Origin of the sequence: Pseudomonas parafulva (assembly GCF_002021815.1) — a bacterium.
In the GTDB taxonomy this organism is placed as follows: Bacteria; Pseudomonadota; Gammaproteobacteria; order Pseudomonadales; family Pseudomonadaceae; genus Aquipseudomonas; species Aquipseudomonas parafulva_B.
The window spans coordinates 1,989,710-2,007,390 of the sequence record NZ_CP019952.1 but is presented as its reverse complement, the minus strand read 5'-3'; the positions used below and the strand labels follow the sequence as shown (position 1 = coordinate 2,007,390).

The window sequence follows — 17,681 nt, the reverse complement described above, 5'->3', positions numbered from 1 at the left end:
CAGGGCGCCAGGCCGGCGCCCTGCATCATGGGGTCAAGGGGTGGCGGTGCCGCTGATGACCGCAGCGAATGGAACCTGCTTTCGGTCGAAGACGCGCTTCCAGTTGGCCGCCGAGGCGTACTGGGTGGCGGTCGGACTCAGGTTGCGGTTTTCGCTGCCCTGCCAGCTGAAGCCTGCCGGCTGGAGGATGTAGGTTTTTCGCTCCCACAGCACTTCAGCACCACCGCCGTTGCCGCCGGCAGCGTTGCGCTGCATCTCGACCGGCATGTGTGGGTCGCCCTCGCCGTAGCCAAAGGCGCCTTGGCCGAAGAACAGCGACAGGAACTGGCCCGGCGCGTAGGTCAATGCGTCATCCATGAACACTGGCTTGCCCAGGTACGTGGCCAGGATGATCTTGCCCTGCGAGTCGCGCAGGTATTCGATCATGTCCTGCTTGACCATCTGGTTCATGACAACCGAGTGCACGCCAATGGCGCCGAACATGTCGGCGGCGTCGCCGGCGGTAAAGGCGGCGTCTTGGAAGGCGTTGGCACTGATCGAGGGGCCCGCATCCTTCACCATGTCGCCGCCATTCTGGGCGATGTTCGCCGCGATGATGCCGCGGCCCGCGCCCATCAGGTAACGTTGCCACTGGCGTGTCCAGTAGATTCCGAAGCGGTTGCGGATGTGCTGCATCGGCTCGGAGTTGGCCAGCTCAGCAGTCAGGTCGGAAACGCCGTAACCCTTGTTGAGGTACAGGGTTCGGGCGCGCATGCTGCCCTGCTCAGCCTTGCCGACGGCGCCCAGGTCGTCGGGATCATCGTTGGAGATGTTCGGCGCCTCATCGGCATCAAGATCCTGCCAGTAGCTGATCTCGGAGGTGCCTTGGCCGTTCTTGGCGATGTTGTCCAGGGTGGCCGAGCGGGTGATGATGCCCGACTCGTAGACGGCAGTCTTTTCTGGGGAATTTACCGGCTCCAGAGTGCCGTAGTAGTCGGAAACGAAGATGTCCGACAGTTGGGTAGATGCCATGGATTAGGTTCCTCGGGTGGCTTGGAGTTTTTTGAATGCCTCGGGGTTGTCACGAGCCATCGCTGCACGCTCGGTCTCTGTGTACTCGCCCCATTTCTTCGTGGCCTTGCCACCGTTGTCGCCGGTCTGTCCGGCACCCTGAGCCCTTGGCCACAGGTGGGTAGCGGTTTCGCGCAGCGATTCCGCCCATTCGAGGGGAGACAGCGGGGTCTTGCCGTCCTTGCCGTACACGACCTCGCCGGCACGGTCAGTGGCAACAGGCTCACCGTCTTCGCTCAATTTGAAGGTGCCGCGGGCGCGGAGGATGATGTCCTCGGCAGCCTCAGGCAGCGCGCCAGCCTTGATGGCGGCAGCGCGGATGGAGTCAGCCAGTACCTTGTCGCTGTACTTGGCAGCAAAGGCCTCGGCCTTGTCGGCACGCTCGTTGGCGGCCTTCACCTGCTTGTCCAGATCGGTGCGCAGGCGCTCGGTGCGGCGGCTGATGACTTCGTCCAGCTTGCCCTCGGCAATCAGCTTGGTTTCTTCGTCTTGGCCGGCCTTGGCCAGCAGGCCTTTGACGGCTTCGATGTCCAGGCCGTCGAACTGGCCTTTCAGCTTGTCCAGTTCGGTCTTGATGGTCTTGTTTGAGCCGATCAGCTCGGCATTCTTGGATTTGAGGCCCGAGACCTCCCCGTCCAGGAATTTCTGTACCTCGCCGCCGAGCGCTGCCTTCAGCGCGGCAGCTTGGGTTTCGTCGAGGGTCAGGCCGTGGGCGGCCGGGTCAAAGTCAAAAGGCATGTGGCTATCCCCTGGGGACTGGTTGGCCCGCCTCGCGGGCATAAAAAAACCCGACACTTGGCCGGGTTCAAATTGAGGTTTAACGCTTGGGTATTCGCTCGGAGTCGGGGACTAGCTGGTTCACCCGCTTGAGCATCGACATGAGCCCACCATGCAGCCCTGTCTTGGTCGCTTTCCGACGAGACAATTGCTCTTTAACCAGAAGCCCGGGCCCGTTGTAGATCTCTTCGAATGTGCCGTCACGATTCATTCGAATGCCGAGGTAGTAGTCAGGAACATGATGGACTGGAAACGTGAGGCTTGTTCCGAACGTTGTTTTGATCTGCACATTGCGTCCGTCATCAGTAACCGCATCGTGGTGCTTGGTTAGCCCTTCATTCAGAGTCAAGCAGTACGCCAGACTCGCCACGACCTCACCGATGTCTCCGACCAGGCGTCCATCAGGAGTAAATGGTTTGCCCGGATAGGCCTCTTGAAGCATTGAGACGGCGGTGAAAAGCCCATTCAAGGCCTCTTCAATCTTCGACTGGATGGCTCGGTCCATGCTAGCTCCTTAAGTGGAGCTGAGATGCTAACTCAGATTCCCGCCCTCTCGAACGCCAACGGCTCCAGCTCCTTGAGCTGATCCAGAGTCAGTGGCTTGAAGTTCTTGTCCAACTGCAGCGAGGCGAACCGCTCCGCAGTAAGCCCGCCATCGCGGAACAGCTTTGCGCGCACCGGCCCCAGCGCAGCGTCCTGGAACGCCGGTGGCTGCGTTTTCAGCCACTGGTAGTAGCTGAGACTGGCGGAGACCTGCGCGCCGCCAGATGCGCCCACAGATGCGCGCGTGGCGCCCTTCGCGAGCGCTGCTGACAGCTTGGTGATGGGCGTGATGGTCGTGCGGCAGTTGATGTGGAACGGCGGCACCGGCCCCTTCCCTATCTCGAACTCACGCCCGTCCAGGCTCATGCACTGCTGGCTGGTCTTCCGGTCGAGGGTGGCCACGATGCGGTAGCCCGGAACGAGTTCGGCGTTAGCGGCGAGCGTCTCCACGCGTGCCGTCGCGGACACGTGCTGCACGGCGGTGTGCACAACCGACCTGGCGTTGCGATTACTGACCGCCAGCACGCCATCGGTGAAGTTCTGCGCGGCAGTACCCCGAATGGCCTGGGTGATCTCCGCATTCGTCTGGCCCTGCACCACGCCGAGCCGTATGGCGTTGGTGACCCGGGTCGACTCGTTTCGCGTCCAGCCCGCAAGGAAGGGCTTGAGCAGCGTGCCGCCGTCGATGCCTGCCACCTGCAGTGGCTGGGTATTGATTGCTGCCCGGATCAGTGAGTCGGTCGGCATGATCGCGTCGATAAGCAGCGCCCTGGACAGACTCCGGCTTTCGAAGGCGGCCAAGTAGAGCGCGATGTCCACCAAGTCTGCCTGCATGCGATCGCCGAACGCCTGGTAGATGCCCAGCAGCTTGGCGCCTACACGGCCCAAAAATTCCTCAAGGCGCGTCCGGCTGTATGTCGTCAGATCCTTTCGGGTCAGTTGATCCCGCACCTGCGTATCCACCTGGCGCAGGACCGTCTCGAGCTTCTTGACCTCACCCGCCTTCAGCCGCTCCAGCAGCACCGCGTGCCGACTGACCTGTTCCAGCAGCATCTCGTCCGCCGTTTGCGTCGGTTTCGTCGCCATCGTCTTTGTCCAGGTTGATGCCGGCCGACTCACGTTCGTCGCTTATCAGTCCGGCCTCTTCGTCATAGGCCCGCTCAGGCAGTTTGCCGGTGGTGAGGTACTGCCAGTAGGTCTCGGCGCTGATCGTGCCGGCCATGACGCTCTTCTGTAGCTCGGCCAGCACCTGGGCGTTGACCTCTGGGATCAGAAACTCCGGCTTGACCGTGAAGACCACGTCGTCCGGGTTGTAGCCAGTCCACTCGGCGGCGTACCGCAAGGCCTGCTCAATGGCTGCCGCTGCGGTGATGACGATGCTGTGCAGCGTGGCATGCTGGTCGTTCTGGCGCGTCTTGCGTGCCTCTCCCGACTCGGTACCGGACACGTCCATGACCTTGGCGCCAGCCTCTAGGGCTGCGCTCTTCTGGTCAGACATGGCCGTTCGGACAGCCTCAACGCCTGCCCCTTGGAACTCCAGATATCCGCACTGACCGTTTGGGCCTAGGTCCCAGGCTGCAGACGGCCCGGTCACACTGAGCTCCACGCTTTCGTCCAGGCCGGACACCCACGGCTGTGGATGGCTGGTCTGGTGCAGAGCGGTGAAGTAGTCAGCGCTGAGCTGGTACGACTTCAGCGCAGCCCTGGCCATGGTCAGCAGCGGGATCTCGTCCACGTCCGGTGAGTTGTCGGTCGAGCCGCAGTAGATGACCGGGATGTACTCAAGGCCGCGCACCAGTTGGTTGCCGGCGCCAACGGTGCCAAGGGGGCGCTCATCTTCAATGAGCTCGCCTGCTTCGTTGCGTACAGCCGTGTAGCAGACTTGCCCCTGCATGAAGAACTCGCGGTAGACCGTATGGCACTCATGGCTGTATCGGTCCTCCGCCTTCTTGCGGAACTCGCGGAACACGGCCAGCACCAGATCCTGGCGACCGCCTTGATCGGCGGTATCCCAGTTGATGCCGTTCCGAGCAGCGTAGGTTGCAAAGTAAGGCTGGCCCTGGTCGTCCACGTTGACCACAAGCGGCACACGCCCGTGGGAGATCGTCTGCCGGACGATGCGCAGGAAGAGTTGAGTCAGGCCAAACCCGTCAGCGGTGGCGTTCTCTTCCACGCCCTTGAGTCCGCTGGGCAGCTTCACCTCAGGAATGAGCCGGGAGACCAGACCCATCATCGAGCGCAGCGAATCGCGCACCCAGTGGTCGTACTGTGCCCGCGCCGTGTAATTCTGATAGAGATAGGCATTGCCCTGGCCATCCAGCTTTTCAGCCTCAACCATGCCGCTGGGCTTGGGCAGGTTGCGTGGACTGCCCTTGATGGCGCACTCGCCTTCCAGAGCATCGTCCATCATCCGCCACTCTTCGATGTGAGCGTCGTACTTTGGGTTGGTGGATTGAACAGGCATTACGCCAAACCTCCGATGCGGCGGGTGCCGGCGGACTGAGTCTTGATCGGGAACCGCTTGGCGATGAAATAGCCTGCGGCGTCGTTCATGTGGTCGTGACCTTTCTTCAGGTCTTTGTCCGGCTCGCCCTTGTCCGTGTAGGTCTGGCGCTCCAGGCACTGTGTAAGCTGCGGGCACTGGTCAATATTGATCTTGAGGCGGCGCTCGCCGTAGGTGTTCAGGAACATGGAGTTGACCGCGTTGATGCGGTCCTTGACGCCAGGGTTCTGCGAGTCGACCACAACGGTGAAGCCTGCCTTCTTGAGTAAGGACAGGTCCGATTCACTGGCATTCTTGCTGCTGGTGTTCTGGCCGCTGGCGTCGGGGTACACGGAGATGCCATGCCCAGGGAATCGCGCCTTGATCTTGTCGATCATCTCCGGTGTGTCACGCACCGAGTGGAATTCGTCCAGCGCCAGCGGTAGGCCGTCCCGGACCACGTAAGCGACCGCCGCCATCTTCATGACGTTGAAGTCCATGCCGATGTGTAGAGCTTCCCCTGGCTCGATGCGGGCGCTGGTGCGGCACTCATTCCGGTCGAAGGTGTAGTAGACGACACCCGCGTAGTTCTCGAACCCGGCCTCGTATTCCTGGCGGAACGTGCGCGGGTCCATCTTGCGGCGGGCTGCGTCCAGCTCCTCGGCCGGGACGTTGCCACCCTGTAGCGATGTGTACTGCCAGCTCTTGTGGTCAGGCTCACCGCCTGGCTGCCCATCGCGATAGGTGTCGTAGCAGTGGTTGAAACCCTTCGGAGTGCCGATCCTCAGCGCGTGGCCGCCCTTCCTCGATTCGCCGGACTCGGGAATCGTGTACTGGCAGGTCGAGAGCATGGGACGCAGCACTTCTTCCCATGCCGCCCACGGGCAGTCGGCCCACTCGTCCACCAGGACGAAGAACAGACCTGAACCCCGCAGGTTGTCGTAGTTGTCGAGACCGACAACGCGCATGATGTGGCCGGACTTGAGCGTGATAGAGCATTCGGTCTCGTTGGGGCGGGCCGCGCGCCATGCTTCGGGAATGGCCTGCTTCAGCCTGCGCCAGAATACCCGCTTGGCCTGCTTGAACGTCGGCGCGCCGTACCAGATTTCGTCCTCGACGCTCACACCCCACTCCGCAGCCAGCCGGGCCGCGCGGCGCATCTCTGCCTTGCCGAGGAAGGTCTTACCGAATCGACGCCCGCACACCGCATCACGGAAGCGCGCCTCGGGCTGGAAGCCCCAAACGTAGATGTTCGCCTGCTTCGGCGTCAGCTTGACCGGCGCGTCATAGGTGCGGGGTAGTCGGGACATTCTCGTCTGGCTCCAGCGTGTACTCAGCAACGGCGTGCTGCTGGTCCGCCTGGGAGCCCAGGGGCTTGTCGGGTTCGAGCTTGCGGTTGACGTACATATCGCCGCATTCCTTAGCGGCCTGCTCGTACAGCTGGGCCGTCAGCGCCAGGTTGCGCATGTTCTCGGCCTTCTCCGCCATTCGCCCTAGGCCGCGCAGTCGGAACGCTCGGTTAGCGATAGGGATCTCGGCCGTCTCCTCGCGAAAGCGCTTGCGGGTGTCCTCAAAAAGGGTTCGCCATTTGGCAGCCAGGTTGGCCCCGGCGCGCTTGGTCGGGTCGTGCTGCTCCACCTGCTGGCGGGTCACATCGATGTCGAATTCTTGCTTCACGGCTTGTGAGACCTGGGTGGGCGTGTCAAAGCACGCCAAAGCCTGAACGATGAAGGCTTTCACATCGTTTTTCAGGGCTGCCATAGATTGGATTCCGTCTCATGCCTGTCTCACATCAGGCCAACTTGAGCAGACAGGTTCCGCAGGCCCTCGAAATGTTGATCTTGGCCACCTCAGGCGGCCGGCTTGCAGCGTCGATCAGCTGCTGTACTTCTTGGCTGGCACCGTAGCGGCGAACCACACCGATGAACTCCTCGACGTCGTGCCCGCGCATCTCCAGCTTGGGCATGCCGTCCTGAGTGAATTTAGGTGCACCGTACTGATCAGTCGCCTGGGCGATGTGGTAGAGCTCGTGTTCGACCAGGGCGCAGAACTCAGCGTCGGTGCATTGGGCGCAGTAGTCAGCCGCCAGGGTGATGAGGAATTGGAGCTCTTCGCCGAACCACTCCCGCATCTGCTGCTCTTGGCGTGCCTTCTGCCATCCACCCGCGCGGATCATCAGTTGCTCGGCCTGGCCAAGCACTGAGCGACCCTTCTGGTTGAAGGCAGAGGATGCCCACAGCACGCCAATATTGGCGTCGATAAGGTGAGCGTGCTCTTCCTTGTGGATACTGCCTGTGGTGGCGAGGATCTCGCGCTGTATCCACTCCCACACTTCAGGGGCGGGACGCAGTGTCAGCCACAGTGATTCGAGCAGAGCGGCCGGCGGCATCGGTCTGCTCATAGGTCACCTGAACGTTCTTAGGATGGCATTTCGCAGATATTGGTAAAGATCGATGTGCAGGCGACATGCCTATGATGCGGGTGGAAAGAGGCTTCGAGCACTCAGAACCAGGCGTCCAGTGCGCGTAAGCGATGGAGAGCGTGTTGATACTCACAGCGGAGTGCAAAGGTGGAACGGGCGGTCCCGCCTGCGCTCTCTGCGCCTATACCGTCGCAATCAGTTTTCACGTATTTCTTCCATTGAGCCTGAGACTCCTCTAAGAGGCCCGGCACCGTCTCGTAGGTTGCAAACCCATCTGGATGCTTAGCCATATCTCGAGCTTTTTCCAGTTTGGCTAGATATTTCTGCTCAACCGCATCGTTAGTCGCCCGTAGCATCGTTACGAGACAGCGATTGCTATCATTCGTGGTGCGTACATCTGGTCTCTTAAGGCACTGCTGCCAGACGGCCTCCACTTTTGCTGCGAACTGACGGACCGCCTCATCCAGCTCTTCTTCACGACCCACGTCAGCATGGGCAGTAGTCATAACGAGCAAGGATCCTATGCAGATCGACTTAAAAAATTCCTTCACGACTCATTCCCTGAGATATCTGTATTGAAACTGCATAATGCCGCAACCAGGATCTGAGCGCCACGAAACGGCGCATGTCGATTTTGTGGTGCGGTTCAGCTCGACCGCTTGCACAGGTCACAATCCAGGCGCCGACAGATCCAGCGCTTCACGCGCGGCCAGTAGGTGATGACGAACATGTGCCGCAGCCCAGCCAGAGCCAGGGCCACATGCATCGTGACGCCGGCGGTGTTCGGGGTGAAAAACATGCGGTCCGACCTGGCCAGAATGGCGTAGCCGCTCAGGGCGATGATCGAGTAAAGGATTTTGCCGATCACCCCGTCTCGCACTCTTCCGCTCAGGACTGCCCAGGATGCCCACAGGGCGATCACGCCGGCAGCCAGCGCGTTGACGTATTCGAGAATCATCCGTTTGGCCCTCCGAACTTGGACCTGATGACAGACCATAGATCAGCGGCCTTGATGGCGCGGGTGACGGCAGCAATGAGTGAGCCGCCGAAGGTGCCCAGTAGAAACCCGACGCCTGCCACGCTGCGGGGCTCAACTATCCCGAAGTACGCGCTGACCATCCCTGTGAGGTAGTGGGCACAAGCCATACCTGTGAGCAGGAAAAGAATCCAGGCCTTGCGATCTGTGAGGTCCTCTTTGTGCCAGCGGGTTGCAACCAAGGCGCCCATTAGACCCGCTATTGCCCAGTCGAGCTTGTCGAGCAGGCGGTGAAAAAAATCCATTCGCTCGACTCCAGCTTGCAGAAAAAGAGATATGGCAAATGTTGGGCGAAAATCATTACTTGAATTGTTAACAATTCGCACAACAGAGAAAGGGGCGAAGAGTTAGAGACGAATTCAAGATACGATTCAAACCCTGAGAATTTAGAAGCAATTGAAAAATCAGAATAAAATATACATCCACTTCCCGTGATCAGCACTTTACCTGACTGAGATGCGACCGGGACTACAAAGAGCCCCGCCGCTGCCCAAACCAGTTCACTGCATTGCCTTGAATGCATCGCTCAAGGAGCCAACCAGGGAAGGAAAGAGATGTTACTTAGTCGCTGAAGATAGATTGATTCAGAAATCGCCGCCTCGCCCCGCCTCCAAGAAAAGGTCACGAGTTGCATTATTCCTTTCATCATTGGGACCGATTCGATGAGATTCAGCGGCAGCTGTCTGCCAATCACGACGCGCAATTGCAGCTCTCAAGTTTGTGTACCTTCGCAGACCCTCTTCACCCAAGTTATAAACCATATCCTGCAGAGCAATCCGAGCTGCTGATGGCAACTGTCCTACATCAGGAAAAATGCGAGACAGCGCCATAAAGCTGTCATCGATCAACTCCGCAACTTTGGAATCGATAAATTCACTTTCAAGATATAGATCTCCGTGCTCTGAGTACCAAGAAGGAAGATAGCCAGACGGGAGTGAATGAATAGTGCGCCATTCCGAACGTTTCTGCTCGTCTGATGCTGGATTGTCGTCCAGATCAAAGAATGGATAAGCCAACGCTGCTTGTTCATTGGGCAGCATGAATCCAACTCCCACGGTCACGAAACCTCTATCGTCAAGATACATGAAGTCCGTATTGCCTTCGTTATGCCGCAATGCAGCATCAATGGCTTTAGTCTCACGAGTTGTGAAATTCGTCGATTTGTTCTCAAGCGGGAATGTCAGCCTGACAGATGCATTGACAGAAGTTCTTGATGCACTAATACGGATCACCGCCGAGCGCGCATCCAAACTGTGCAATGTAGCCAGATATGGAGCGCCCATAACGATAGGCATATTGATTGAGAATCCACCACCAAAATAAATACCTGGCTCACTGGTATTTATCAACTTTCCATCTTCACCTTCAGTTTTGAGTGTATACCGTTTATTGAAAATAAGCTGACCTTGGCGCAGCACCATCAGGTGAACCTGAGCATTATCCTCATATACAATCTCGCTCGACGTCTCGCCTGACTCTGGATCCGGCTTTTCGATAACCGCCTGTTTAAATTCATAGACAGAAAACACAGCGGAGAGCGCGTAATCGATTTGGATTGTAGCATTGACCGCATCTGCATTAAAAGCAAAAACGCCTGATGCTGAACTACCATTAGCACCATCTGAAAAAGCATTAAATGTCAGGCGCTGGCTCGCACTTCCATAGTCAGAACCGCTTGCATTATTCACGACAGAAAATTCAGCCCCGCAGATATTCTCATCCGCACTTTTAATTGGGGTGGTGACAATATTCATATGATTACCTTATTCGACTGAGTAGTTAGGCGATCAACGTCGCTCTCTTTATCGCTCGATGACGATAACTCGAGACTCAAGGTCTTCACATGATTCAACGTCCCACACCGGGAGCACTTGATCTGGAGCTGGCTGATCCCCGCCGCTCGGGCGAGGAGTCGTTTGCAATTACCGCAACGGATATCTTTAAGCATCTGCAAAGCCTTGTGATTTTCTGCTAGGCTCCGCCCCGCTCGCGCGAGCAGTGAGGGCCTTGGCTGGCTTGCAGGCTACATCTGCGATCTGGCGTCTCCATTGGGTGTTGCTGCACCCTCTGGAGTCGCCCTCTCTTTTTTCCTCGCCGCACAAACGACAAAGCCCCGACTAGTTCGGGGCTTTTGCTTTCCTGCGGGCACAAAAAAACCGGCGCTTTGGCCGGTTTCTAAATGAGCTTGCCGAAGGCAAAACTCTAACAGTGGTGAAATCATGCCACCAGCCGCACGGGAACGCAATAGGCCCTCAAGCGGCTCTACGCATTTCGTAAATTGCAGCTGCCACCGGGCTCAATGCTTCCTTGTCCATGTCCTCACAGCACTCAAACGCTAGACTGATGAAAGCCCCCCAGTCACGCTCCCAGTTCGACGACTCTAGCCTCACACCATAGTGAGCATCTAGCCAAGCTCTGAACCCCTCAGGCGATGCCAGCGGGTCATTATTGGCGGACTGGCCACCTTGGTGCATGTATCGATAGCGCGCCATCACGCCCTTGACCACGTACTCCAGTTTCTCCCGCTTAGCGGCCGTCATGCGCGGCGCTCTCTGCGTCACCACAATGAAAACTGACTCTTCGGCCGTTTCTTGGGTGTCCACGTCCAGCCGTGGCGAGTACATGAAGTTGCCAAAGGCTCTTAAATGCGCTGCCAGTTCGCCGATAGAGGCTTGCACCTGTCCTGCGATGACTTGATGAGCGGCGTGGCCAGCGTGCCGCTGACGCTCAGTGGTTTGCACCATCGCCCCCAGCATCCCCAGTTGCTCTATAAAAGCTCCCTGGCTGTCCCATGCGGTGTAAAAGCAGTCATGCCAGGCCTGCCGTGCGCTGTTCAGTTGCATGGGCCTTCCCCCTTTTTGAGCCGGTTTGCAATGGTGTTGCCGTAGATCACGCACCAGGTCGAGGTGACGGCAATGGCCAGCAGCAATGTCCAGGCCGTGTCGCTAATGGTCCAGGTCATGCTGCTGCCCTCTTGAGGTCACGAAGTTTCTGGCGGTACAGGGCTTTGATGTCCTGCAGGTCTTCGATGGTGTAGCGGCGCGGGGCTTGGTCGGCCTCCAGCGCTTCGACTGCGGCCAGGCCGATGCGCTGGATCAGCCCTAAGCGATACTCGGCCACGTTGCCGGACAGGTAGCGGTTGTCGTGTTTGCTTTGTGCATGGCAGTTGTTCTCGTCGAAGCGCAGGTGCGGCGCGGCGCCGGTGCTGCGATAGTGCCCGGCATCTACGGCATTACCGTTCCAGTCCAGGGGTCGCCCGCTGGAGATGCAGGCATACCCCGCCAAACGGTCACGCTCGCGGATGTAGGCGTTGAACGCGGCTTGGGCCTCCCGTAGGTGCTCACCCTTCGTCTTGAGCTTCTCGCGGCGCTCCTGGAGGTCCTGGCGCTTCTGCTTGGTGATGGCCTTGGCCGCGACCTTCTGGAGCTTCGGGTCTTTGGCCATGGCCAGGGCACATGTTGGGCTGCATACGCGCTGGGTGGTCATGGTCGGATGGAAGGGTTTGCCGCAGCCTGGGGCGCGGCATTTCTTCGGCTTGGCTTGACCTACGCGCATCGCTCGGCCTCCTTGGCTTTCTGCTGCTGAGGCTCGAAGTCGCCGCCTAGAGGCATGAGCCATTTCTGCCGGCACGGACCAGAGCTGACCATGATGGTCCGCTGGATGTAGCCACCAACGAGGGTCTTGCAACCGTCGGGAGTCTCCACGATCCAGGTAGCCATATCCCGAGGACCGAATCTCACGCCCTCGCGAATGAAAGGAGTGCCGTGGGCAGCAATGAACTCGACGAGCCGGACGGTCTTGCCAATGTTTTCAGGTGCCGCTGAATTAATGATCAGCGCCAGATCGCCCGGTTTGAATTGATGGCTCATGCCGCCACCTCGCCCACTAGATCTCCGAAGAACACCCCCCTGGGTGTGAACTCGGCCAGGATGCGGTCGGTGTAGGCCACGCCCTGGGCGCGATTGAACAGGCTGGTCACCGGGAAACCGTCTGGGCCAAACAGCTTGCACTCGCCCATCATCGCCAGCTTCTCCTCGTACGGTAGGTGGCGCATGACCCGGTACCACGCCTGCTGGAATTCGGCGTCTTCGTTCAGCAAAATCTGCACGCCGATGTGCAGCTTGCAGTAGCGCCGGGCGTCAGCGGCGTCACCGATCTGGGTCATCTCCGCGATGCGCTTGTAGAACGCAAACCACAGTGCGTTCTGGTCTAGGGTGCGTTCCTTACCTGGGCGCAGGCTGACCACTACGAACTTCTTGTCGCGGAACATGCTTGTCAGCTTGCTGATGGCCTCGGAGAGCTTTGTGGTGCTGTTGACGCTTATTTTGTCAGCCATGGCTCGCCTCCTTACCGCGGTACGAATCCCACTCGAACGGAACGACGATCATCCCGCCTTCGCGCAGGCGGTCGACGCAGCGTTCGCCCATGGCCATAGGGAGCTGAGGTCCGTCCAAGTTCGATATCACGACCGTGGGCTTCACCTGTTCGTATCGACCGTTGATGATCGCAAACAGGCTCGTCAGCTCGAAGTCGCTCGGCTGCTCCTTGCTAACGCCCACCTCATCCAGCACCAGCAGGGATGGATCGATGAGGCTAGCCAGGATGCTTGCCTCAGTCGCCTCGCTGGATCGGTCGTAGGTGGCACGGATGGCCTGTAGGATTGAGCCGACAGTGCGGTACACCGCCGAATGGGAGGTGTTACGCATCAGGTCGTTGGCCATGCCGGCGCCCAGGTGAGTCTTTCCGGTTCCAGGCTTGCCCAGCAGAACCATGCAGCGACCAGTCTCGGCGATTTGATCGAAAGTCTTCACGTAGTGACGACAGAAGCGCAGTGCCTCGGCCTGCCCCTTATTCTGGACGAGATAGTTCGCAAGCGAGCGATCAGCAAAGCGCTTGGGGATTAGCGAATCACCGAGTTTGCGAGATAGAGCCATGCGAAGGTTGACGGCCTGCTCGGCCTGGGCCTTTGCCTCACGCTGCTCATTAGCTATCCGGGTGCACTCTGGGCAGTGGCTCCGCAGGGCTTTACCCATGAGCATGGTCACCTTCTGCTCAAAGGCTCCGTGTTTCTCGCATTCGGCGGGCTGGACACGGTTACCGAGGCTGGCCCGATTGATCGGCGTAACTTTTTCAGAGCGCATAGCTACCGTCCTCTCGGCGCTTCAAGCCGGCGGTGTAGTCTTTGTCTTCGAACCCGTGGTGACGGGACTGGGTAGCGGCTTTAGGCTCTTGCTCGGCGAGACGCTTGGCGATCCATGAAGCCTTGAAGCCCTGCCACCCAGCGGACAGAGCCTCAGTCATCGCGACATTGGCGGCGATGCCCAGGGCGGCGCATGCGACGAGTTCGGCGTTCAGGGAATCCCACACCGTCTGGGTGACGGCTGCCTTCTTCGCCTTACGCAGGGCAAGCCAATCGTTAAGCAACGGCTCAGCCAGGCCGTGGGGGTTGTCGGCAAGCAGCTTGGCCAAGCCAAATGGTTTTTTTCGCTCAGCCTTCGCCTGCTTCGGCTCGCCCTTGGGGGGAGATGTAATATCTTCCGAAGGAAGATTTACATAGGGGGTTTCTTTCTTGGAATAGAGAAGGGAATCGTCGGTTTGGGTCTGTTTCGGCTCGGATCCGATTCGGATGATTTGGGCCGAGTCAGACGATTTGGTCTGTTTCGGCTGTTCGACGAAGATCCATTCTTTGGGGTCGCAAAGACCGATGTCACCACGGGAACCACCGTCGCGGAACAGGACGCGACGACGCAGTAAGCCCGAGATCGCTTTAGAAACGGTGTCGGGGTGGATGTGGGTGGCTTTGGCAATGGCCGAAGCAGGGATACGCTGGGCGCCCTCGTTGAAGTTCAGGGTAGCCTTGGCCACGTATAGCACTACCTTCATTTCGTGCGCTGACAGGTTGATGGCCATGAGGCCATCCATTAGCTGATTGTCCATCCGGGTGAACCCCCCGGTATTGCGAAGTGGGACGATGTTTGTCATGATTCCTCTCACAAATTGCTGTAACGAAATCGCCGACCTTGCCCGTCGGCTTTTTTGTGCCCGCCAGGTCCGCTACTTGTAAGTGCGGCCCTAAAGGGCACTGAATCGAGGTAAGTAATCCGCGCATGCGCGGTTTTTTCTGTTGGGCTCATCAGGGCCTATTCAGGCCTTGCGCTGGAACGGCGTAACCGTCCCCCTCGCGTTTCGAGGTTTCGTTCGGCTGGCCAGCTCTCGATCAATCAGCTCGGCTGCTAACGCTTCCGGGGTAATGCCCCGCTTCCGCGCCTCTCGCTCAAGCAAATCCATCGATCCCGGATCCAGACCGAATTGTTCGGTCGGCATAGGGCCTCCTCGCGGCCTTCAGGCTGCGGTTTGATCGCCGGTATTCTCCGAAGCCAGCGCAGCCAGCTGCGCTTCCAGCAGTTCGCGGCACAGCACGGCGCGCTGGGTGCGGTGATACGCGGCCAACGCCTGTATCAAGTTGAATGTGTCCTCATCGACCCGGACCTTGATCTCGCGGTCATGCAGGTGCTTGGGATTGGCGTACATGCGGGGATTGCTCCTTGCTATGGAAATTGATTAAGCCGCGCCCTTTAGCGCTTTGCGTGCAAACGGGATGAGGTCTGGGCGCAGACCGGCGATGGTGATTTCGCCGCCGGATGCGTCCTGCAGGCGCTCAGCAAGATCAACAGAGGCCTTCCGATGACCACCTGCGAGCTGCCAGAGATGGCCAACAGTGGTCTTCGCCTCAGCAGCTACGTGCCGCCGGCGATCGTTGGAGGCGGTGGCCAACCATTCACGGAGGTGATCATTCATGTGGGCTCTCCTTAAACATAGGGCGGAATTTAGCTTATGGCTAATTTCATATCAAGGAGAATTTAGCCTTGCGCACATTTAGCAGCGAGCTAAACGCTGGCATTCTTCGCGTCATGGATATCTACGAAATTCGCAAGCACAACCTGGTGAAGCTGATTGGCACCCAGAGAAAGGGATCCTGCGCGGAGCGCTGGGGGATGGCCCCTGCGCATCTCAGTCAGATCCTTTCTGACAAGACGGCAAAGAACCTAGGCGATGATGTCGCTCGGAGGATTGAGAGGATTGAAGGCTTGCCTAGAGGCTGGTTCGATTCGATGCCATCTGGCGATGAGCCTATGCCGCAGGTCGACGCCTCGGACCGCAAGCTCTCAGCGGCGGATCTGGTTAAACAGATGCTGGCGAAAAGCGGCAAAGGTATCCCAGAGGAGACGCGGCAGCGCTTGCTAGCTGCAGCAGAAATACCCGTCGAAGCAGAAGTTAGCGAAGCCGGCCTTATGACAGGTGATTTCAACCGGCCCGGCCAAGTTGGCGACGAGGTATGGATCGCGCACTACGACGTTCGGGCCGCTATGGGCGGCGGACAGATCCCCCACGAATACCCTGAAATGCTCCAAGATATCCGGGTCAGTCCGCGCCACCTGCGTGAAATGGGTGTCACGTTCAAAGAGCATTACCATCTCAAAATGATCACCGGCTGGGGGCAATCGATGGCTCCAACGATCAAGGATCGCGACCCTCTGCTTGTCGACATCACGATCCGCGAGTTCACAGGTGACGGAATCTACCTCTTCTCCCACGACGAAATGTTGTATGTGAAGCGCTTGCAGAAAAAAGGCAAGGAACGCTTCAAGATGATCTCGGACAACAAGCATCACGACCCCGAAGAGATACGGGTGGACGATACCCACATTCTGGCCCGGGTGCTTTACGTGTGGAACGGTCAGCCGGTGTGATTTGAGAAATTTGCTTCAAGGCCTCAGCCGGATTTCTATAACGATGCAATCAAGGATGTGCAATGGTCGGCTGGAATGAGATGACTGGCGTCACCGGTCACATGAACATGAAGTACGAAGGCTTGGACGCCAACCGCCACTTGCTCGATGCCGGCCAGTACGCAAAATCGGTAGACGGAGCATCCCGGCTCTACAGGCTCATCAGTCACTACTGCATTTACGGGAAGGTGCTAGCTTCACGTGAACAGTCCGACATAAGGTGCTTCTCAGCGCCTCCTAAAGAAGGATCTTTTGAACAAACACTGGTTATACTTACAGGCATCACGCACCAGATGCCTGCCTTTGCTGATGTCTATAAGAAGGCATTTGACTGGTTGACTTCTCAGGTTCTGGCCTACGTCAAGAAAGCGCTATCGGGAAACCCAGACGTGAAAGAGCTGGTAGAGGTCATCAAAGATCAAGCAAAGCAGTCATCAGATCTCAATCACGTCATGGCGAATGGCTTGATCAAGGCGAACGATAACGCGCACCTTTCAACTGAAAGGCTTACTGAGAAATTGCTGGCGACTCTCCCGCTTTTGGTTGAGGCTGCGAGAACCCCCATGCGGAACGCCTTGGCTCCAATTGGTAAGTCATGCGATCAAATCACTCAGTTCGCAGACTCAGAACATCCAGTTGAAATTACTGAGCCGGAGGCATTAGCCATTCGATCAAATGGCGAGGTTTCAGTTGGCGATCCTGGTGACTATGTGATTTCCCGGATCTACGCACTCAGCGTGGACACAGGCGTGTGCCGCGTCCAGATCGAGGGTCACTCAAGCTCAGTTCACGGCAAGATAACTGACGTCGCACTCTCCTTTCCTAACAACGCATACACCCAGGCTATGGGTAGTCACGCTAGCCTCAAAGTCCGCGCGCGCCCTGTATATAAAGACGGTGAGCTACACAGGCTTTTCATCACAGAGACATGATTCATGCCTGATCAAGTGCCCGGCCAATCGCCGGGCTTTTTGTTCCATCAGAAAGGTGCAGGTTCCTCTTCTGGTTCGTGCTCGGCCTCAATAGGTAGATCCTCAATAGGTACCGGCTCCCACCTAACTGTCACGCTCTCATCGTCGTTGAAAGTCAGATCCAGCTCTGGCGTTTCGACCAACAGCCCCATCACCTCCTCCCACTCTGCCTCCCCATCCGTATCGAGCCGGTGAATATTCACCCAGCGCTGCGTCTGCGCTAACGGGTGATTGATCATCGACGACACGCGCAGGCTGAGACGCTCTAGGCCGGTCATTTCTTGGCGTTCCTGAGGCGCTGACTTTTTCTTGGACATTCTTCCCTCCCTGATAGCTGTATATTCGTACAGTGATTTTGGAGAGCTTATCTCACTGCTAAATCATAGGTAAAGCCCTGTCGGAAAATTCTCGGGCGGGAGGTAATTTTGCGTCCAGCGAAAATAATTTAGCTCAGAGCTATTGACGAAACTTTAGCGCCGGGCTAAATTTCAACTCAAGCAGTTACCAACCAGGGACTGCAGAGGCTCTCAAGCCGATCGCTCTTTAACAACCAAGACCGCCGAGCCTGCAGGCATAGCAGGCCACCATCCCCGCAGGGCTCTGGTGCGAT

26 protein-coding genes are annotated in these 17,681 nt (G+C 58.1%); 2 read left to right on the top strand and 24 right to left on the bottom strand.

Annotation, left to right across the window (positions count from 1 at the left end):
* Nucleotides 1-33 precede the first annotated feature (33 nt).
* The 23 genes from B2J77_RS09055 to B2J77_RS08950 all read right to left on the bottom strand — a co-directional run bounded on the left by B2J77_RS09055 (nt 34) and on the right by B2J77_RS08950 (nt 15,108).
* Nucleotides 34-1,011, bottom strand: a complete 978-nt coding sequence (locus B2J77_RS09055) for a major capsid protein (RefSeq protein ID WP_078478438.1) — start codon at nt 1,009-1,011, stop codon at nt 34-36.
* A gap of 3 nt (nt 1,012-1,014) precedes the next feature.
* Entirely contained in the window at nt 1,015-1,788 is a 774-nt protein-coding gene (locus B2J77_RS09050; RefSeq protein WP_078478437.1) for a hypothetical protein, read from the bottom strand.
* Between the two features lie 79 nt (nt 1,789-1,867).
* Nucleotides 1,868-2,332 carry a DUF6998 domain-containing protein gene (locus tag B2J77_RS09045; RefSeq protein WP_078478436.1) on the bottom strand — a complete coding sequence of 155 codons (465 nt, stop codon included), beginning with the start codon at nt 2,330-2,332 and terminating at the stop codon, nt 1,868-1,870.
* A 32-nt stretch (nt 2,333-2,364) separates the two neighbouring features.
* Nucleotides 2,365-3,423: a minor capsid protein gene (locus tag B2J77_RS09040; protein ID WP_078478435.1), complete on the bottom strand. Its 1,059-nt coding sequence runs from the start codon at nt 3,421-3,423 to the stop codon at nt 2,365-2,367.
* Nucleotides 3,365-4,834 (bottom strand): DUF4055 domain-containing protein, encoded by a 1,470-nt coding sequence (locus B2J77_RS09035; protein ID WP_078478434.1) that lies wholly within the window; start codon nt 4,832-4,834, stop codon nt 3,365-3,367. Before B2J77_RS09035 ends, B2J77_RS09040 begins: the two co-directional genes overlap by 59 nt.
* Nucleotides 4,834-6,162, bottom strand: a complete 1,329-nt coding sequence (locus B2J77_RS09030; RefSeq protein ID WP_078478433.1) for a terminase — start codon at nt 6,160-6,162, stop codon at nt 4,834-4,836. The genes B2J77_RS09035 and B2J77_RS09030 overlap by 1 nt, the downstream gene beginning before the upstream one ends.
* Entirely contained in the window at nt 6,137-6,613 is a 477-nt protein-coding gene (locus tag B2J77_RS09025; RefSeq protein ID WP_078478432.1) for a DUF2280 domain-containing protein, read from the bottom strand. Before B2J77_RS09025 ends, B2J77_RS09030 begins: the two co-directional genes overlap by 26 nt.
* Nucleotides 6,614-6,644: 31 nt before the next feature.
* A complete protein-coding gene (locus B2J77_RS09020) occupies nt 6,645-7,253 on the bottom strand; it encodes a putative metallopeptidase (protein WP_228385173.1) in 609 nt (202 codons plus the stop codon).
* Nucleotides 7,254-7,354: 101 nt separating this feature from the next.
* Complete coding sequence (locus B2J77_RS09015; protein ID WP_078478430.1) at nt 7,355-7,825, bottom strand: lysozyme inhibitor LprI family protein; 471 nt, start codon at nt 7,823-7,825, stop codon at nt 7,355-7,357.
* Between the two features lie 95 nt (nt 7,826-7,920).
* Complete coding sequence (locus B2J77_RS09010; protein ID WP_078478429.1) at nt 7,921-8,232, bottom strand: hypothetical protein; 312 nt, start codon at nt 8,230-8,232, stop codon at nt 7,921-7,923.
* Nucleotides 8,229-8,555, bottom strand: a complete 327-nt coding sequence (locus B2J77_RS09005) for an MFS transporter (RefSeq protein WP_078478428.1) — start codon at nt 8,553-8,555, stop codon at nt 8,229-8,231. Before B2J77_RS09005 ends, B2J77_RS09010 begins: the two co-directional genes overlap by 4 nt.
* Nucleotides 8,556-8,894: 339 nt before the next feature.
* Nucleotides 8,895-10,064, bottom strand: a complete 1,170-nt coding sequence (locus tag B2J77_RS09000; protein ID WP_078478427.1) for a hypothetical protein — start codon at nt 10,062-10,064, stop codon at nt 8,895-8,897.
* Entirely contained in the window at nt 10,061-10,258 is a 198-nt protein-coding gene (locus B2J77_RS08995) for a zinc finger domain-containing protein (RefSeq protein WP_078478426.1), read from the bottom strand. Before B2J77_RS08995 ends, B2J77_RS09000 begins: the two co-directional genes overlap by 4 nt.
* A gap of 304 nt (nt 10,259-10,562) precedes the next feature.
* Nucleotides 10,563-11,153 (bottom strand): hypothetical protein, encoded by a 591-nt coding sequence (locus tag B2J77_RS08990; protein ID WP_078478425.1) that lies wholly within the window; start codon nt 11,151-11,153, stop codon nt 10,563-10,565.
* Nucleotides 11,144-11,272: a hypothetical protein gene (locus B2J77_RS21715; protein ID WP_267128935.1), complete on the bottom strand. Its 129-nt coding sequence runs from the start codon at nt 11,270-11,272 to the stop codon at nt 11,144-11,146. Before B2J77_RS21715 ends, B2J77_RS08990 begins: the two co-directional genes overlap by 10 nt.
* Nucleotides 11,269-11,865, bottom strand: a complete 597-nt coding sequence (locus B2J77_RS08985; protein ID WP_078478424.1) for a recombination protein NinG — start codon at nt 11,863-11,865, stop codon at nt 11,269-11,271. Before B2J77_RS08985 ends, B2J77_RS21715 begins: the two co-directional genes overlap by 4 nt.
* The gene (locus B2J77_RS08980; protein WP_078478423.1) at nt 11,856-12,179 is read right to left on the bottom strand and encodes a hypothetical protein; all 324 of its coding nucleotides are present in this window, start codon (nt 12,177-12,179) and stop codon (nt 11,856-11,858) included. The genes B2J77_RS08985 and B2J77_RS08980 overlap by 10 nt, the downstream gene beginning before the upstream one ends.
* The gene (locus B2J77_RS08975) at nt 12,176-12,646 is read right to left on the bottom strand and encodes a hypothetical protein (protein WP_078478422.1); all 471 of its coding nucleotides are present in this window, start codon (nt 12,644-12,646) and stop codon (nt 12,176-12,178) included. The genes B2J77_RS08980 and B2J77_RS08975 overlap by 4 nt, the downstream gene beginning before the upstream one ends.
* Nucleotides 12,639-13,451 (bottom strand): ATP-binding protein, encoded by an 813-nt coding sequence (locus B2J77_RS08970; RefSeq protein WP_078478421.1) that lies wholly within the window; start codon nt 13,449-13,451, stop codon nt 12,639-12,641. The genes B2J77_RS08975 and B2J77_RS08970 overlap by 8 nt, the downstream gene beginning before the upstream one ends.
* Complete coding sequence (locus B2J77_RS08965) at nt 13,441-14,247, bottom strand: replication protein (RefSeq protein WP_416231924.1); 807 nt, start codon at nt 14,245-14,247, stop codon at nt 13,441-13,443. Before B2J77_RS08965 ends, B2J77_RS08970 begins: the two co-directional genes overlap by 11 nt.
* A gap of 207 nt (nt 14,248-14,454) precedes the next feature.
* Nucleotides 14,455-14,634 (bottom strand): hypothetical protein, encoded by a 180-nt coding sequence (locus B2J77_RS08960; protein ID WP_078478419.1) that lies wholly within the window; start codon nt 14,632-14,634, stop codon nt 14,455-14,457.
* A gap of 18 nt (nt 14,635-14,652) precedes the next feature.
* Nucleotides 14,653-14,841 carry a hypothetical protein gene (locus B2J77_RS08955; protein ID WP_004573832.1) on the bottom strand — a complete coding sequence of 63 codons (189 nt, stop codon included), beginning with the start codon at nt 14,839-14,841 and terminating at the stop codon, nt 14,653-14,655.
* Nucleotides 14,842-14,871: 30 nt separating this feature from the next.
* Complete coding sequence (locus B2J77_RS08950) at nt 14,872-15,108, bottom strand: hypothetical protein (RefSeq protein WP_078478418.1); 237 nt, start codon at nt 15,106-15,108, stop codon at nt 14,872-14,874.
* A 113-nt stretch (nt 15,109-15,221) separates the two neighbouring features.
* Here B2J77_RS08950 and B2J77_RS08945 point away from each other — a divergent pair, with 113 nt between their 5' ends.
* Together B2J77_RS08945 and B2J77_RS08940 are read left to right on the top strand one after the other, a co-directional pair.
* Nucleotides 15,222-16,061, top strand: coding sequence for a S24 family peptidase (locus B2J77_RS08945; protein WP_078479411.1), 840 nt, complete (start codon nt 15,222-15,224; stop codon nt 16,059-16,061).
* Between the two features lie 62 nt (nt 16,062-16,123).
* Nucleotides 16,124-17,032 carry a hypothetical protein gene (locus B2J77_RS08940; protein WP_078478417.1) on the top strand — a complete coding sequence of 303 codons (909 nt, stop codon included), beginning with the start codon at nt 16,124-16,126 and terminating at the stop codon, nt 17,030-17,032.
* A 47-nt stretch (nt 17,033-17,079) separates the two neighbouring features.
* On the opposite strand, the gene B2J77_RS08935 is transcribed toward B2J77_RS08940, so the two are convergent.
* On the bottom strand, nt 17,080-17,388 hold the full coding sequence (locus B2J77_RS08935) for a DUF1654 domain-containing protein (RefSeq protein WP_078478416.1): 309 nt from the start codon (nt 17,386-17,388) through the stop codon (nt 17,080-17,082).
* Between the last annotated feature and the right edge of the window lie 293 nt (nt 17,389-17,681).